This is a genomic window from Frankia sp. AiPa1 (assembly GCF_023243075.1).
GTDB lineage: Bacteria > Actinomycetota > Actinomycetes > Frankiales > Frankiaceae > Frankia.
The window spans coordinates 1-16206 of the sequence record NZ_JALKFZ020000194.1; the positions used below are offsets into that span (position 1 = coordinate 1).

Annotated in this window: 17 protein-coding genes; 10 read left to right on the forward strand and 7 right to left on the reverse strand. The window is 71.5% G+C overall.

The features are described 5' to 3' along the window. Positions 1-196 precede the first annotated feature (196 nt). Entirely contained in the window at positions 197-838 is a 642-nt protein-coding gene (locus MXD95_RS27190) for a nitroreductase family protein (protein WP_250643593.1), read from the reverse strand. Between the two features lie 233 nt (positions 839-1071). Here MXD95_RS27190 and MXD95_RS27195 point away from each other — a divergent pair, with 233 nt between their 5' ends. Then, positions 1072-1752 (forward strand): TetR family transcriptional regulator, encoded by a 681-nt coding sequence (locus MXD95_RS27195; protein ID WP_250643594.1) that lies wholly within the window; start codon positions 1072-1074, stop codon positions 1750-1752. 10 nt (positions 1753-1762) lie between these two features. Here the strand turns inward: MXD95_RS27195 and MXD95_RS27200 are convergent, their stop codons facing one another. After that, complete coding sequence (locus tag MXD95_RS27200) at positions 1763-2332, reverse strand: TetR/AcrR family transcriptional regulator (protein WP_250643595.1); 570 nt, start codon at positions 2330-2332, stop codon at positions 1763-1765. 128 nt (positions 2333-2460) lie between these two features. Here MXD95_RS27200 and MXD95_RS27205 point away from each other — a divergent pair, with 128 nt between their 5' ends. Continuing rightward, the gene (locus MXD95_RS27205) at positions 2461-3372 is read left to right on the forward strand and encodes an SDR family oxidoreductase (protein ID WP_250643596.1); all 912 of its coding nucleotides are present in this window, start codon (positions 2461-2463) and stop codon (positions 3370-3372) included. A gap of 94 nt (positions 3373-3466) precedes the next feature. Here the strand turns inward: MXD95_RS27205 and MXD95_RS27210 are convergent, their stop codons facing one another. Beyond that, positions 3467-4261 carry a TetR/AcrR family transcriptional regulator gene (locus MXD95_RS27210; protein ID WP_250643597.1) on the reverse strand — a complete coding sequence of 265 codons (795 nt, stop codon included), beginning with the start codon at positions 4259-4261 and terminating at the stop codon, positions 3467-3469. Between the two features lie 84 nt (positions 4262-4345). On the opposite strand from MXD95_RS27210, the gene MXD95_RS27215 reads away from it, so the two are divergent. Further along, the gene (locus MXD95_RS27215) at positions 4346-4783 is read left to right on the forward strand and encodes a nuclear transport factor 2 family protein (protein WP_250643598.1); all 438 of its coding nucleotides are present in this window, start codon (positions 4346-4348) and stop codon (positions 4781-4783) included. Between the two features lie 53 nt (positions 4784-4836). Here the strand turns inward: MXD95_RS27215 and MXD95_RS27220 are convergent, their stop codons facing one another. Then, positions 4837-5799, reverse strand: coding sequence for an NADP-dependent oxidoreductase (locus tag MXD95_RS27220; protein WP_250643599.1), 963 nt, complete (start codon positions 5797-5799; stop codon positions 4837-4839). A gap of 147 nt (positions 5800-5946) precedes the next feature. Between MXD95_RS27220 and MXD95_RS27225 the strand changes: the two genes are divergently transcribed. Then, positions 5947-6588 carry a TetR/AcrR family transcriptional regulator gene (locus tag MXD95_RS27225; RefSeq protein WP_250643600.1) on the forward strand — a complete coding sequence of 214 codons (642 nt, stop codon included), beginning with the start codon at positions 5947-5949 and terminating at the stop codon, positions 6586-6588. Here the strand turns inward: MXD95_RS27225 and MXD95_RS27230 are convergent. Next, positions 6570-7292 carry a TetR/AcrR family transcriptional regulator gene (locus MXD95_RS27230; RefSeq protein ID WP_250643629.1) on the reverse strand — a complete coding sequence of 241 codons (723 nt, stop codon included), beginning with the start codon at positions 7290-7292 and terminating at the stop codon, positions 6570-6572. The genes MXD95_RS27225 and MXD95_RS27230 overlap by 19 nt on opposite strands. Positions 7293-7400: 108 nt before the next feature. On the opposite strand from MXD95_RS27230, the gene MXD95_RS27235 reads away from it, so the two are divergent. The 3 genes from MXD95_RS27235 to MXD95_RS27245 all read left to right on the forward strand — a co-directional run bounded on the left by MXD95_RS27235 (position 7401) and on the right by MXD95_RS27245 (position 11539). Further along, complete coding sequence (locus MXD95_RS27235) at positions 7401-8375, forward strand: quinone oxidoreductase family protein (protein WP_250643601.1); 975 nt, start codon at positions 7401-7403, stop codon at positions 8373-8375. A gap of 357 nt (positions 8376-8732) precedes the next feature. Continuing rightward, positions 8733-9809 carry a prolyl aminopeptidase gene (gene pip, locus MXD95_RS27240; RefSeq protein ID WP_250643602.1) on the forward strand — a complete coding sequence of 359 codons (1077 nt, stop codon included), beginning with the start codon at positions 8733-8735 and terminating at the stop codon, positions 9807-9809. Positions 9810-10315: 506 nt separating this feature from the next. Continuing rightward, positions 10316-11539 carry an FAD-dependent monooxygenase gene (locus MXD95_RS27245; RefSeq protein WP_250643603.1) on the forward strand — a complete coding sequence of 408 codons (1224 nt, stop codon included), beginning with the start codon at positions 10316-10318 and terminating at the stop codon, positions 11537-11539. 102 nt (positions 11540-11641) lie between these two features. Here MXD95_RS27245 and MXD95_RS27250 read toward each other — a convergent pair whose 3' ends face one another. Both MXD95_RS27250 and MXD95_RS27255 read right to left on the reverse strand, forming a co-directional pair. After that, positions 11642-12481 (reverse strand): putative protein N(5)-glutamine methyltransferase, encoded by an 840-nt coding sequence (locus MXD95_RS27250; RefSeq protein ID WP_308301595.1) that lies wholly within the window; start codon positions 12479-12481, stop codon positions 11642-11644. A 501-nt stretch (positions 12482-12982) separates the two neighbouring features. Beyond that, positions 12983-13288 (reverse strand): hypothetical protein, encoded by a 306-nt coding sequence (locus MXD95_RS27255; RefSeq protein WP_374122163.1) that lies wholly within the window; start codon positions 13286-13288, stop codon positions 12983-12985. A gap of 385 nt (positions 13289-13673) precedes the next feature. Between MXD95_RS27255 and MXD95_RS27260 the strand changes: the two genes are divergently transcribed. From MXD95_RS27260 to MXD95_RS27270, 3 genes are all read left to right on the forward strand, one after another. Beyond that, complete coding sequence (locus MXD95_RS27260) at positions 13674-14534, forward strand: helix-turn-helix domain-containing protein (protein ID WP_250643605.1); 861 nt, start codon at positions 13674-13676, stop codon at positions 14532-14534. Continuing rightward, entirely contained in the window at positions 14531-14773 is a 243-nt protein-coding gene (locus MXD95_RS27265; protein WP_250643606.1) for a DUF397 domain-containing protein, read from the forward strand. Before MXD95_RS27260 ends, MXD95_RS27265 begins: the two co-directional genes overlap by 4 nt. Before the next feature lie 1241 nt (positions 14774-16014). Next, positions 16015-16173 carry a hypothetical protein gene (locus MXD95_RS27270; RefSeq protein WP_250643607.1) on the forward strand — a complete coding sequence of 53 codons (159 nt, stop codon included), beginning with the start codon at positions 16015-16017 and terminating at the stop codon, positions 16171-16173. The last annotated feature ends 33 nt before the right edge of the window (positions 16174-16206 follow it).

A 16206-nucleotide genomic window follows, 5' to 3' on the forward strand; every position in this document is an offset into this window, starting at 1 on the left:
CGTATGTGTTCCAGCGTGAGGCGCCGTTTCCTCCCCGGCCTGAAGACCGGGGCATCCACGGCGCAAATCTGGTGACCCACGTGACCTTCACCCGGCCCTGACACGCGGGCGGGTCCGCGGCCCATCTGGCGGCGACCGGCCGGTCCGCGGCCGATCCGGCCACCGCCATGCTGGCCGCCGCGGATGTGGCGACCGCTCAGCCGACCGACAGGTGCTCCGTCTCGGCGGCGGTGCGTCCCCACCGCTCGTAGTACGTCACGCTCTGCACCTCGGGCCGCGCGGCCGGGCGGAACTCGTTCGTGGTCAGGTGGGCGACCGGCAGCAGGGTCACCTGCGTGACGTCGTCCGGGATGCCGAGCAGCGCTGCGACCTCACCCTCACGGCCGGCGATGTGGTAGCAGGTGATCGCGGTGCCGAGACCCCGGCTGCGCAGGGCGAGCTGGAAGCTCCAGATCGCCGGATACACCGAGCCGTAGAAGGCGTTCGCGAACGACGGCGACCCATCGGGGCGTCCGAGCATGGCCACCAGGACGAGAACCGGCACCCGGTCGAGCACATCGAGCAGGTGCCGGCTGGACGCGAGGGTGGCTGGGCTGACCAGATGCCCGTACTGGGCGTGCGAGGCGCGAGCGGGCTCGCGGACATGCGGGGCGAGGGCCGCCCGGGTCCCGGGGTCCTCGATGACCAGGAAGCGGATACCAGGCGCCAGCGCGCCGGCGCCCGGTGCCTGCAGCGCTATCCGCAGGCAGTCCCGGACGACCGCGATGTCCACGGGATGGTCCAGGTCGAACTTGCGGCGCACGGATCGCGTGGTGGTCAGCAACGTGTCGACGTCCATCTGATTCCTCGTCTCAGGTGTTACTTACGGCGTAAGCTTACGACGTAAGTAACACCGGTGGATCGCTGTGGGGTCGCCCCTGACATCCGGAGTCACCTGCGGTCGGCCGGAGTTGCCTAGAGTTGTCCGCAGACCCGGGCCGAGAATCCCCGCGTCGCGCGTGACGGGACGCCCTCGGGAGAGCCGCTCCCGGGCCTACACCCCGCGCGGGGCCGGGTCGAGAGGAGGCCTTCGTGGGACCGCGGCGGGCACAGGCGCTCTCGCGCGACCGGGTGCTGGACGCCGCGCTCGAGCTCGCCGATTCCGAGGGTCTCGCGGGGTTGTCGATGCGCCGGTTGGCGACCCGGCTCGGGGTCGAGGCGATGTCGCTGTACAACCACGTCGCCAGCAAGGGCGATCTGCTCGACGGCCTGGCCAGCCGGGTCTTCGAGTCCATCCCGCTGCCCGATCCGGCGCTGCCGTGGGACGACCGCCTGCGCCTGCTCACCGCCGGAGCCCACGCGGCGCTGGGTGCGCATCCCGTCGTCGTCCGCGCGCTCGTGGCGGAACAGGCCAATCCCCGCTCGTTCGGCTCGTTGCGGGTGCTCGACGCCATGCTCGGCGCGCTGCTGGATGCGGGACTGTCGCCCGAGGACGCCGTGCGCCGCTACCGGGGGTTGCTGGGGCTCGTCTTCGGCTCCGTTCTCGTCGACTCGACCGACCCTGCCCTGGCTACGGACGAGCGCGACGAGCCGGTCACCGCCTGGTTCACCCGCACCGTCACCGCCGAGGCCCTGCCCAGCCTGCACCGGGCCCTGCCGGCGCTGGTCAGCGCCGGGTGCCGTACCGAGTTCTCCCACGAGCTCGACCTGCTGATCGACGGTCTGCGCGCCACAACCAGCACCACACCGGGTCGGCGCCGTCACGATCCGTAAAGCAGCGCGGTCAGGGCAGCGCGGTCAGCCTTGCCAGCTCGTCGGCCGTCTCCCGGACGAACGCGGCCAGACTTCGGCCGTCCGCGTCGTCAATCCAGCGGCCGAAGGCGACCCGGAAGATGGCGATACCCGCCTCGGCGGCCAGGCTCGCCGCCGGCTCCCGGGCACCGCGGTCCCGCAGTGCCCGCGCGACGGACGTCGCCAGCGTCGCCATCTTGGCCAGCTCACGCTGCCGCAGTTCGGGGTTGGCGACGATGATGCCCTGCCGTTGGCAGGCGAAGTCGCGGCGCTGCTCGAAGACCTCGACAGCGACCAGGTTCAGCGCGTGCACGACCGCGCCGATCGGTCCCAGCTCCCCGGGTGCGGCGCGGACGCTGGCGACGAGGGTCTCCTCCAGCAGATGCGTGCCGGCGAACAGCACTTCGGCCTTGTCGGTGAAGTGCCGGAAGAACGTCCGCTCGGTAAGCCCGGCCCGCCGGGCGATCTCCGCGACCGACGCGCACTGGTAGCCGCGCTCGCCGTACAGCTCCATCGCTGCCAGCGCCAAGCGGTCGCGCGCGCCCGGCTCCCAACGACCCATTCCTCGAGCGTAACCGCAGGCGCGATCTCGCCGATGTCAGTCACTGCCATCACGCGCTAGGCTGATGTCAGCACCTGACATCACGGCCACACTTGACGGCCACATCCGACCATCAGCGAGGTTCACTCATGCGCGTGTTCGTCACCGGGGCATCCGGGCACATCGGTTCCGCGGTCGTCCCCGAGCTGCTCGCGGCCGGCCACCAGGTCCTCGGCCTCGCCCGTTCGGACGAGTCGGCCGCGGCGGTCGCGGCCGCCGGGGCCGAGGTCCGCCGCGGTCATCTCGACGATCTGGACGGTCTGGCGCAGGCCGCGGCCGACGCCGACGGCGTCATCCATCTGGCGTTCAAGCACGAGGCGATGTTCGCCGGGCGCCCCGAGGATGCCGTCGCCGCCGACGTGCGTGCGCACGAGGCGATCGGCACGGCGCTCGCTGGCACCGACAAGCCGCTGGTGAGCACGTCGGGCACGCTGCTGCTGGTCGCAGCCGGCCTTGATCGGCCTGGCACGGAGAGTGACGTGGCTGCCGGTGGTCGGGCCGATGTGGAGAACGCCGTGGTCGCGCTCGCCGAGCGTGGGGTTCGCTCGTCGGTCGTCCGGCTCCCACCGACCGTGCACAGTTCACTCGATGCGAGCGGCTTCATCCCGACACTGATCCGCATAGCCCGCGAGCGGGGCGCCGCCGGCCACGTCGGCGAGGGGTCGAACCGCTGGCCCGCGGTCCACACCCTGGATGCCGCCCACCTGTACCGGCTGGCCCTGGAGTCGGCCCCGGCCGGGACACGGTTGCACGGCGTCGGCGACGAGGGCGTGCCCTTCCGGGAGATCGCCGCCGCGATCGGGCGCGGGCTGAACCTGCCGGTGGCCAGCGTCTCGTCCGCCGAGGCCGACGCCCACTTCAGCTTCCTTGGGCCGCTCGTCCAGTTCGACAACCCGACCGCCAGCGACCTGACCCGGCACCTGCTGAGCTGGAAGCCGACCCACCCGGGGCTCCTGGAGGATCTGGCCGAGGCCCACTACTTCACCTCGCCAGCCGAGTGACCGCCCCGCCGCGTGCCTGATCATCCCCGCCCATCCTGACCCCGGCCCTGACCCGCCCCTGACCTCGGCCCGGCACTGTGCGACGAGACAGCCATCAGCCGGGGGCCGACGGTCGTGTCCGCCTCCGGGCATCGGAAACGTCCGTAGGATCCCCGGGCTCCCGCACGCTCACGGTTTCCGACCTCCCCGGGATACGACCGGCATCCGGTGCGTCCGGTGCGTCCCGGGCACGAACGTCCGGCGATCCGACCAAAGCCTCGAAGCATGGTCGGAGCAGATCGATGATCTCCTCCGGCTCCGCCTCGGCGAGCAGACTCGTGCGCAGCAGGTACCGCTCGGTGACCACGCCATGGGTGATCGCGCTGAGCAGGCCGGCCCGCAGCTCCGCGTCCCGCGCCGGGATCGCCGCGCCGATCTGGCTGACCCGCTCTCGTCCCGCGGCGCGGAACCCCTCGGCCGCTTCGGAGTGGGTGAACATCGACCGCAGCACCGCCAGGGAGGCCACCGGCTCGGCCACCAGCCGCCGGCCGAGCGAGGCGAGCAGCGCCTGCGCCACGTCTGCGGGAGTGCCGCCGGTGGGCAGCTCGTCCGGGGGGAGCTTCGCCGCGGTCGTGAACAGCTCATCCTTCGAGTGGAAGTAGTGCATGACAAGCCCGGCGTCGACGCCTGCTCGCGCCGCCACCGCGCGGATCGTGGTGCGCTCGTAACCCTGCTCGGCGAACAGTTCCCGGGCCGCCGCCAGGATGCGCCCCTCGGTGTTCGCCCGCTGCTGGGCCCTGGTCCCGCGCGCGGCGGCGCCCCCCGAAACGACAGCGTCAGCCGCCGGGCCGGGGGGCTTCGCAGGGTCAGCGGCGCCTCGCGAGACAGCGGGCGGATCCGAGTCGACCACCGTCTCATCCTACGGACGTTGACCGACCGTCCAGCTCGTTCTACGCTCGTTCAATCAACAAGCGTTGAACGAAGGAGCGAACGTATGGCTGCCAGCACCCCTGACGTTGTCGCGCGCGCCCTCCAGGCCAGCCAGGAGATGGACTTCGAGGCCCTGCTCGCCCTCATGGCACCGGACGTGCTGGTCGAGTGGCCGTACCACCCGCCCGGAGTGCCGGGCCACCTGCGCGGCCGCGAGGACATCCGCACCTACCTGCGTGCGGCAGGTAGGGCCCCGATCCGTTGGGACGCCTACACCGACCTGGTCGTCCACGAGACGACCGACCCGGAGGTTGCCATCGCCGAGTACCAGGCGCTGGGCCGGGTGACCACCACCGGCAGGCCCTATCGGCAGCGGGTGATCGCCGTCTTCCGGGTGCGCGACGGCGAGATCCACTCGTACCGCGACTACCTCGACCCGCTGGCCCTCGCCCAGGCACGGGCCGAACTGCCCGCCATGACAAAGGCCGTCGCGGGCGGCTGAGCGCCATCGGCGCCGGCCACGCCCCGGCCACCGCCCCAGGGGCCTGCGTCTCGTCAGTGAGTGACCTCCAGGACGAGCTTGCCCTGGATGTGGCCCCGTTCGGCCCGTTCGTGCGCCTGCTCGGCCTGGGCGAGCGGGTAGACCTCGTCGACGGCGACCCGGACGTCCCCCGAGGCGACCAGTTTGACCAGGTCGGCAAGTTGATTCCCGTTGGAGCGCACCTGGCCGCCAAGATGCCGGATTTGCCGGCGGACGAGTTCGTCCTCGCCGTAGTCGCCGAAGAACACCGGGCTGATCACGCCGCCATCGCGGATCGCCGGGATGAGCAGATGCCCGTTGGGCCCCCCCACCGTGTCAAACACGTGGTCGACGTCCTTCACCGCGTCGGCGACGTGGGTGGTCGTGTAGTCGATGTACTCGTCGACGCCGAGCCCGCGCAGGAAATCCGCGTGCGCCGTGGAGGCGACCGCCACGACCCGCGCGCCGGCGCGGCGGGCGAGCTGGACGAGGAAGTGCCCGACACCGCCGGCGGCGCCGTTGACCAACACGGTCTGTCCGGACTCGATCGGTGCGTATTCGGTGAGGTACTGCCAGGCGGTGAGGCCGGCCATCGGGATCGCCGCCGCGTGGATGTGATCGATATGTGACGGCTTGCGGGCCAGGTCCTCCACCGGCGCGGTGGTGAACTGCGCGTACCCCCGGGCGCTGCCGGTACCGCCGCGCGGAAAGCGCAGCAGGCCGAGTACCTCGTCGCCCTCCTCCCACCCGGTGACGCCGGGACCGATGCCCACGACGACCCCGGACACATCGGTACCCGGTGTGTAGGGAAGGGGTACCGGGGGTCGCAGCCCCTCGGGAATCTGCTGGTAGCCACCGCGGGCGTACCAGTCTGGCGGGTTGAGGGCGGCGGCCTGCACCTGGACGAGCACCTCGCCCGCGGCGGGCTCCGGGCGATCCACCTCCTCCAGGTGCAGGACGGAGGGCGGGCCGGTGCGATGAGCGCGAATGGACTGCATGGCTTTCGGTCACCTCGCGAAGGTTGTCGGTAGCGCGGGATAGCGTGCGCGGCAGCGCTCCAGAGGAGAGACTCCAAATGGAACGCCGCTCCAGATCATAGCTGGAGCACTGCTCCATATAGTGCCGCGCCGCTCCGAGGCAAGGAGGTGTTTGCCACGCCGAGTCAGCCCGCCGCCCGCGACCAGCGCGCCGATGCGCGCCGCAACTACGACCACATCCTGGCCACGGCACGAACGGTGATCACCGAGCAGGGCGTGCAGGCGTCCCTACGCGATGTCGCCCGGCGGGCCGAGGTCGGGCTCGGCACTCTCTACCGGCACTTCCCGACCCGCGAGGCATTACTGGCAGCGCTGATGCGGCAGGGGTTCGACCGACTCGTCCGGCTCGCCGACGACCTCGCCGCCACCCATCCGCCCGCGACGGCGCTGGCCGCGTGGCTGCGGGAACTGGCCATCGGCGCCGGCACCTACCAGGGCCTCTCGGCATCGCTGGTGGCGATCCTGAACGATCCCGAGTCGGCGCTGGCGTCGTCGTGCACCGCCCTGCACTCGACGGGCGCGCGGCTGCTGGCCCGAGCCCAGGCCGACGGCTCGGTCCGTCCCGACGTCACCGGCATCGATGTGTTCGTGCTGGCCACCGCCGTGGCATCCCTGACCGAGCGTGGCCCACTCGCCGAGCGGCGGGACCACCTTCTCGACGTGATGTTCGACGGCCTTCGACCCACCGCGCCCAGCCCCACGGCGCCAGGCAGTGGGGACGATCAGGCGGATCAGGCGGGCGGCGGCTGAGCGCCGGCGTCGAGCGCGCCGGCGGCCATGGTGCACAGGGCGGCGGCGAGCCGATCCTGCTCGCCCAGCTGAAGCAGCCGCAGAATCGGCTCGCTGTGCAGCGCGCCGAGCAGGACATGCGCGAGAAGATCCGCGTCCAGATCGGGCCGCGCCTGCGCGATGAGCGAGCTGGCATGGCCATGCCAGAACCGATAGACGGGATGCCCGTCCGCCGGGTCGGCAGCGCAGTTCGGCACCTCGTCCGCGCCGCCGCCCTCGTCCGCGCCGCCGCCCTCGTCCGCGCCTCGGGCCCCGGCCGCGCTGCCGGCTCCGTTCGCGTCGACGGCTGGCGCCGGGGTGGACGTCGAAGTGATGGCGAGGCCGAGGGCCGTCACCAGGCCCTTGTTGCGCCCGACCACCGCCACGATGGCCGCGAGGAACGCCAGTAGCCGGTCCCGCGGCGGCGCACCGGGGCCGAGCGGCGGCGGACCGCCCCGCACGGCCTCCTCCACGGCGAACGCCCGCTCCTGCATGAGCGCGACGAACAGGCCGGTCCGGCTGCCGAAGCGGTGAAACACCGTGCCCTTGCCGACCCCGGCCGCGGCGGCGATCCGCTCGATCGAGATCTGGTCCGGACCCAGCCGGGTCAGCAGATCCTCCGTCGCGAGCAGGATCGCGCGCTGGTTGCGCACAGCATCGGCACGCTGCGCCCGCGGGCGTTCCATCCCTCTCACTCCGCCAACCTCTCACCCCGCCAGACAAGTGGACCGACGGTCCAGTACAGTTCAACCTGACCGACAGTCCAGTTCTCGCGACACTACCCGGAGAGCGACATGCGCAACGTTCGCTATCACGAGTACGGCGGGCCCGAGGTTCTCACGATCGACGACGTCGACGTGCCCGAGCCCGGTCCCCACCAGGTACGCATCCGCGCGGAGGTGATCGGCGCGAACTTCGTCGACACCCGCCTGCGCCGCGGCCCGGCGTCCAGTTCGATCTTCGTCCGGCCACTGCCCGGCACGATCACCGGCGACGTCGTGGGCACAGTGGACGCCCTTGGCCCGCAGGTGGACGCCGCGTTGCTCGGCACCCGGGTCGCCACGCTCGTCGAGGACGCGTTCGCCGACTGGATCGTCGCCGACGCCGCCTGGCTGGCCCCCGTCCCGGACGGGCTCGACGACGGCGCCGCCAGCATGCTGCCGATGGGCGGCCCGGTGGCGCTGCGGGCCCTGCGCGCGGGGCAGCTCGCGCCCGGCGAGACCGTGCTCGTCCACGCGGCGGCCGGCGGGATCGGGCATCTGGCCGTGCAGCTCGCGAAGCTGCTCGGCGCGGGCACGGTGGTCGCCACCGCGGGCTCCGCCGCCAAGCTCGACTTCGCCCGTTCCCTCGGCGCCGACGTCGCCGTCGACTACACCGAGGCAGACTGGCCCGACCAGGTGCGCGCCGCCGTGCCCGCCGGGGTCGACGTCGTGCTCGACTCGGTCGGCGGGCAGACCCTGCTGCAGAGCCTGGACCTGCTCGCCCCGTTCGGCCGGGTAGTGACGTTCGGGGTTGCCGCCGGCGATTTCCGCCCGGTCCCGGTGACGAGCCTGTTCGCCCTGCGCTCGGTGACCGGCTTCTCCCTGCTCGCCTGGCGCTCCGCCCGGCCGGACGCCGCCCGCCGGGAAATCGAGGAGATCACCGCCTACTCGGCCGACGGCCGGCTGCGCACCACCGTCCACGCCCGCCTGCCGCTCGACAAGGCGGTCGAGGCCCACCGGCTGCTCGAAGCCCGCTCCAATCTGGGTCGCGTCCTCGTCCTCCCCTGACGGCGGTCGCCAGCCCCCCGCCGGGTGCCCACCCGGCGGGATCCGGCGGGATCCGGCGGGCGCATGATGGCTGCCCGCCGGCCCCGGACGCATCAGGCCGCGAGCACCTCCCAGCGCGCGACCATGTCATCGAACAGTGGCGCGTCCTCGTCGGGGAAAGGGATGACCGACCCCATGCCCGACCCGCACCAGCCCCAGGCGCACGCGGAGCCGCCCGCCGCGGTTCCGCGGAACCGCGGAGCCGCCCCCGGCACTCGCCGCCATCGCGACTCCCCGGCATCGCGACTGCCAGCCATCACATCTCGCCGCCATCGCGGCGCCCCGCTGGGACACTGCGCCGATGAACGGACGACAGCCGTGACCGCCCAGTACCCGCCGATCGAGCCATATGACGTCGGGATGCTCGAGGTCGGCAACGGCAACCACATCTACTGGGAGACGTGCGGAAACCCGGCCGGACGGCCGGCACTCGTCGTCCACGGCGGGCCCGGCTCCGGCTGTTCCATCGGCGCCCGCCGCTGGTTCGACCCCGACCGCTACCGCATCATCCTGTTCGACCAGCGCGGCTGTGGACGCAGCCTCCCGCATGCCGGCGAGCACGACACCGACCTGACGCACAACACCACCGCGCATCTGTTGGCGGACATGGAACGGCTGCGCCGGCATCTCGGCGTCCCCTCGTGGCTGCTGTACGGCTCGTCCTGGGGATCAACCCTCGCGCTCGCCTATGCGCAACGCCATCCGTCCCAGGTCACCGGCATCGTCCTGGTCTCGGTGACCATGACGCGCCGGATCGATGTCGACTGGCTCTACGGCGGCGTCGCCCGCTTCTTCCCAGCCGAATGGGCACGTTTCCGCGACGCGCTGCCGACCATCCACCGCACCAGCCTGTCCCGAGCCGACCCATCCAGAGGCGAAGACGGACTTGCTGGCCGCGGCGGTGACCTCGTCGCCGGTTACGCACGCTGGCTGAGTGACCGCGATCCGGCCGAACGTGCCGCGGCGGCCGAGGCCTGGTGCACGTGGGAGGACGCGGTCATCTCCCTGGAGTCGAACGGCCAGCCCGGCGCCTACGGAAGCCGGCCGCCGCGGGCCCGCCTCGCCCTGGCCCGGATCTGCTCCCACTACTTCAGCCACGGTGCCTGGCTGGACGAGGGCGTCCTGCTCCGGGACGCGGGGCGCCTCGCCGGCATCCCAGGCGTGCTGATCCACGGCCGGCACGACCTGGGCGGCCCCTACCGGGTCGCCTGGGAACTCGCCCGCGCCTGGCCGGACGCCACGCTCATCGGCGTGACCGACTCCGGCCACACCGGCAGCGCCAGCCTCGGCACCCACCTGCGCGCCACGCTCGACCGTTTCGCCGCCCCACCCGCCACACCAAACTCCGACTCAAGCCATCACCCCACCACGACCGTAGTGCCCCCTGCCCCTTAACCCCCTGCCGCCAGCCGCCAGCCGCCAGCCGCCAGCCGCCAGCCGCCAGCCGCCAGCCCATGATCGTCACAGCTCGCAGCGAGTCATGGAGCAAGATCCCGCCAAACAGGTCGCCGTGGGGGGCAAATCGGGCTCGGATGCCCCCATAGCGACCTCTTAGGATCTTGCGCCCATGTCTGCCGGCGCAGAACGTGACTCTGAGTGCGTACAGACCCCGTTCGCACCCACGCGGAGACCGAGCGGCGGCGGCTGGACGACGACCACCACGCCACCCGGCAGGCGCTCCCGCTCCGGGCGGATGAGAGGCGGGCTAGCGCTCAGGCGGGCGGACGGGTGGGCACTTTGCGGCGGTTGTCCGCGTTGGACCAGATGCGGGATGTGGCCTCTGCCAGGCCCGATGCCTCGACCGGCCCGACGTTCGTCACACCAGGCTACCGATTGTAGATCATCATTCGTATCCGGTCGTACGCTGATTTTCCCGATTCCCGACCATCCCCGGAGGATCCATGCGCAACCGGACGGTGCTGGTCTCCGGCGCCGGCATCGCCGGGACGACGCTCGCGTACTGGTTGGCCTGGCACGGGTTCCGTCCCACGGTGGTCGAGCGGGGGCTGTGGCAGCGCACCAGCGGTAGTTCGGTGGATGTGCACGGCCAGGCCCTGCAGGTCGCCAACCGGATGGGTGTACTCGACCGGCTGCGGGCGACCGGCACAGGGGTCACGGGGATGCGGTTCGTCGACGGCTACGGACGCGGCTCGGGTCGGATCAACCTGCGTGCCCTGGCCCGTTCGGCCGGCGGGCACGACATCGAGGTGCCGCGCAGCACGCTTGCCGCGATCCTGCAGAACGCGAGCGCCCCGCACGCGGAGTTCGTGGTCGGGGACACCATCGCGGCGCTCGCGCAGGACGAGCACGGAGTGGACGTCACGTTCGAGCATGGCAGGACCCGCCGGTTCGACCTCGTCGTCGGGGCCGACGGGCTGCATTCGACGGTACGCCGGCTGGCGTTCGGTCCGGACTCGGTCCATGTCCGGCATCTCGGGCTGTACTTCGCGACCGTGCCCTTCGAGGGGCCAGCCGACTATGGGCGCGAGGTCATGATGCACAACACGCCTGGACGGGTCGTCGCGCTGCAGCCGTCGGCCGACGGGCCGATCGCGTTCTTCGCGTTCCGGCACGAGACGCTGCCCGATTTCAACCATCGGGACGTCGAGCAACATCGCCTTCTGCTCGCCGGTGCGTTCAGCCGCGGCGCCTGGCGCACCCCCGAGCTGCTCGCCCGGGCCCAGGCCAGCGAGGACCTCTACTTCGACGCGGTCAGCCGGGTGCAGCTGCCGACCTGGTCCAGCGGACGGATCGCCCTCGTCGGGGACGCGGCGTCCTGTGTGTCGTTGTTCGGGGACGCCCCGTCGCTGGCCATGGCGGGCGCGTTCGCTCTCGCCGAGGAGCTGGCCGCCACCCCCGACGACCATCGCGCCGCCCTACGCCGCTATGAGGCGCGGCACCGCCGCCTGGCCGACCCGCGCCAACGCGGCGTCGAGCAAGCCTCCCACCTGCTGGTTCCGGCAACCTGGGCCGGTATCCGGGCCCGCAACGCCGCCAGCCGTCTGTGGCCGGCGGCGGTCGCCGCCACCTGGCTCGGCAGCCGACTCACCGCCGGCCCGCTCCCCCCGCCCATGCCCATGCCGCCCCGCGCCACCCGCTCCGCCGGCGCTGCCACCCCCAGCTGACGAGGCCCGTCACCGCGCCGCGGCAGACCCGCCGCGGCAGACCTGCCGCGAACACGGGATGGCGAGCGAGCCGCCAGGGCCGCGATCACCACCAGGCGGGGATCACCTCCAGGTCGCGATCACCGCGGTAGCGTCCAACGGCTCGGACCGGCCGGCGCGGGCGGTGAACCCCACGCCCGTGGCCGCATCGAGCAGTGCTGGCGTCTGCCGCACGCCGGCCTCCACGATCAGGGCGGCGCCGGGGGCTAGCCAGTCCGGCGCACCGGCGATCACTCGGCGCAGCACGTCGAGGCCGTCGTGCCCCCCGTCGAGGGCGAGGCGAGGTTCATGGTCGCGTGCCTCCGGCGGCATCAGCTCGAGGGCGTGGGTCGGCACGTACGGCGCGTTGGCGATCAGGACGTGCACGCGCCCGCGCAGGTCGGCGGGCAGCGCGGCGTACAGATCCCCGGCATACACCTGGCCGCCCATCCCGGCGAGGTTGTGCCGCGCGCACCGGACCGCGCGGACATCGACATCGGCGGCGTGAACCTGCGCATCAGGCCGGGCGGCAAGAACAGCCGCGCCCACCGCGCCGGCCCCACAGCAGAGGTCCACCACGACCGCTCCCGACGCGCGGGCATGACCCAGGGCGAGGTCGACGAGAAACTCGGTCCGGCGACGGGGCACGAAGACGCCCGGCGCCACGCAGACCCGCAGGCCATGAAACTGAACCCAACCGAGGATGTGCTCCAACGGCTCACCGGCCACCCGGCGCGCCACCATCACCTCAAGATCAGTATCGCTTCCGGGACGAACACAGCCCTCGGCACCAGCGCCGCCCTGCGCGGATTGGATGAGCAGACCGGCCTCATCCTCGGCGAACACGCAGCCGGCGGCTCGCAGTCGACGGACGATGGAAGCCAGCGGAGAGTCAGGTCGACCAGCTGGCGCACAGTGTGACACGGGAGGCCTTTCGAGACACCGAACGGTGCCTCCCCGATCACCGCGCCGGTTCGGACCCCGGACGGACGCGAGAGGAGGACACCCACTCTGATACGGCGGAAATCGGTCCCACCTCCTCAGGACAATCAGCTATGACGTCACTCAGGGTATCAGCGGCCAGCGCCTCCCACGAGGGCTGCCGGAGTTTGGGTGGCATGCGGCCTGAATTCTCATGATCACCACGCCACGCAGTCGGCCGCCAAGCAAGATCCGCCTAAACAGGTCGCCGCGGGGGGCAAATCGGACACGGACACGCCCACAGCGACCTGATTGGATCTTGACCTCAATAGCGTCGTCACGGATGGTGACTTGCGGCTGCGGAGTTCCCGATCGGCAGCCTGCGCATGGCTCGGAGTTCGAGGCGCAGGGTCGCGGCTCTCGTAGGTCAACGCGAGCCAGGCCGCCGCCGAAGCGGAGCGGCGTTCGCTGCGGGCACAGGCGGAGTACGCGTTCGCTGTGGATTCAGGCCGAATCCGCAGATGGTCTGGCACCGGCCAGTACTCCCCCGCCGGCGGGGCGAGAAGCGCCGTCCGAGCAGGGCCACTCGCAGTAGCCATACTCCACGCGGCGCCGCCAGACCGTCAGTCGGCAGCGGTCTCCATCCACCGTCCAGGTGCGCCGATCCGACCGGTCCTCAATCTGCACGGGCGTGTGGGTAGCCGGTTCCGCGGCACGCCGGTGCGCCCACGAATGCGCCGTCTCCCATTCCGGGAAGGAGGCGACGAGTTCACCGTCCCCGTCATAGACCTGAAAGCGGCGAGTCTGCATTGTTCGCGCCTTTCGAGCATCGTCCGGGCGAGTGTGTCGCCGGCACGGCGCCGGTTCGGGAGCGCCGCTTCGGGAGCGCCGGCGCGGCGGCCGGCTCCGGGCGGGGCTCGGTGTCCAGCCGCCCGGAGCCGGCGCTCGGGCACCCTGGGGCGTGGGTGCGGGCCGATTAGCTACTCCTCGTACACAGCTTGCCCTCCCAGGGTCTCACTAAGAGGCATTGATTTGCCACTCAAGGTTACTCGTCACATCCGCGAGCACCCCCGCCTGCGGCTTCTGCAACAGCTTCTGTAACAGTCTCCCTACCCAGAGCTGCCTAGCGTGGATGAGGAGTGGCGATCCAGTGGCAAGATGCATCCATCACTCCGAACCGACCGAAGGACGAGCGATGGCCACGAGCGGCGGACCGACCGTGCGACGGCGGCGGCTGGGCGCCGAGCTACGCCGGCTGCGGGAGGCCGCCGACGTCTCCGTGGATGAGGTCTGCCAGCTCCTGCGTTGCTCGATCTCAAAGGTCAGCCGGATGGAGAACGGCCGGGTACCGGTGCGCACTCGCGACGTGGCTGACCTGCTCGACCTCTACGGTGTCGCCAAGGGCGAGCAGCGCGATGCGCTCATGGCCCTGGCCCGGGAGTCGCGCCGCCACGGCTGGTGGCACTCGTACCACGACGTCGTCCCGACCTGGTTCGAGATCTACATTGGCCTGGAAGGTGACGCTGCGTCGATCCAGGTGTACGAATCCCAGCTCGTCCATGGGCTGTTGCAGACCAGCGACTACGCCCGCCAGGTCATCCGCGCCGACGACCCCGAGGTCGCCGACGACGAGATTGACCGGAAGATCGCGCTACGAATGGATCGGCAGCACCGGCTCACCGCACCGAACCACCCGCGCCTGTGGGTGATCCTTGACGAGGCCGTACTGCGCCGCGAGATCGGTGGGCGCGCGGTGATGCGCGAACAGCTCGAGTTCATCGCCAAACGGTCCGAACTCCCGAACGTGACCATCCAGGTGATTCCCTTCAACGTGGGCGCACATGCCGGCCTGGGCAGCACTTTCTCGATACTCGGCTTCCCGGACTCAGAAGACCACGAGGTGGTCTATATAGAAGAGGCAGCCGGAAGCCTGTATATCGAGCGCGTCGCGGAAGTCCGCCGATATAAGTTGAAGATGGAACATCTTCTGGCCGCCGCTCTGCGGCCCGAAGAATCCATCCAAATGATACTGTCGGTTGCGAAGGAACTGAGATGACCAGATTTGCGAAGCCCGATTCGCGCGATCCCGCGGAACTGGCCTGGCGTCGGAGCAGCTACAGCAACGGGGCGGGCGGCATGTGCGTGGAGGTCGCGGCGCTGGGCGAGGGGGTCGCGGTGCGCGACTCGAAGAACCCGACCGGTCCGGTGCTCGCCTTCACCGCCGGTGAGTGGGACGCCTTCCTCGCCGGTGCGCGGGACGGGGAGTTCGACCGCGAGCGGGTGCGCCTGGGGTGACCCCCGCCCAGGTTCGTCGTTGACCTCCGCCCGAACCGGCCCGGTCGCTTTCTCAGCGGCGACCGGGCCGGGCGGGACGAACGTCCCGGACCCTGGCGGACCCTCGCGGTCGTGCCGCGTGCCAGTTGGCCCTTGCGCAACGGCTCCCAGTCGCGCACTCTTGTAGACGTTCAGTCGATCCTCGTTGTTCAGGCGTTCACGCCCTTCTGGCCAGCGCTGTAGCGAGCGTTGTGGTCAGTGTTGTGGTCACGGCATGCTTGGGGTACGACGTTCGCGCCACGCATCGTGCGGGATGCGCCGGCGGACCGGTCGGTCCAAGCCTGGCGGGGCCGCGGACGTGGCGGCTGGCCACCCTCGTCCCCTGGACGGGTCAAGCGGGCTCGCGATGCCCGCCCACACGCGGAGGAGGGCAGTCGTCGTGACCATGGTGACCAGGTCTGACGGTGCGGCTACCCGCGCGCCGATCTCCGGCGCCACGGCCCGTGCGGACGCGCCGCCCGGCAGTTGTTGCCGTCCCCACGCCGCCGCCCTCTCCTCTGGGCTTTCCCTTTCTGCTTCCCAAGGACGCTGTCCGTCCACGCGGCGCCGCGTACCCGCCTGGCGCCGCGTGCCTGCGGGCGAGCATCGGGCCGGCCGGTCAGCCGGCGCCGTCCTGCCGGCGCCCTCCTAGCCAGCACCGCCGCGTTCCAGGGAGTCCTGCCCACCGCCGAGGCACCCGCCTCCCCGGGCCAGCCGCATCCGACGGGCCAGCCGCGTCCGACGAAGCCGCGGGCCCGAGGAGACAGCCGGGCGCCCGTGCGGCAGCGGCATCCGCCCAGGAGCCTGCCCGGCGCCGTCCGGCAGCCCCGTCCCCGCGAAGAGGCGCCCGCGGGCCACGTCTCGGCCGGCGGCGCCGTCCTCGCTCCCGGCAGTGGTGGCCGGACCCGCACCCCGCGCGTCCGGACCACGCGAGTACAGCCGCCGCGGCCACCGCCTCCGCATCGGGATCCACGCCAGCATCGATGGTTTCGGGGCGAGTCGCCGGGAGCCGGGGGGTCGGACCGAGGACAGGGCAGGAACGCCAGCGGTCCGGCCGCTCGACGAGCACGCCAGCCGGCCCCAGGTCAACCCCAGCTAAACCTCAACCCACCCTAAACACAACCAGTCCGCACCGGCCACATCGAATGCGGCCAACGGACCACCTGACCGGCCCTCCGTACGAGTACACCGTCCAGTTCCCCTGCCACCGGGAGGTGATCGCCGTGGCCACCGCCACGACCAACCTGCTCAACACTCCGATCGATGACCAACGCGTGGAACGGGTTCGTCGCGCCGCACTGTCGGCCTACGTGGATGGCAAGATCAGCTTTGCGCAGGCGAACCTCCGGGTGCGCAAGGCCATCGAACGATTCACGGTGTGACCGGTCGAGGCATACCCCGTGGACGGCGCCGGC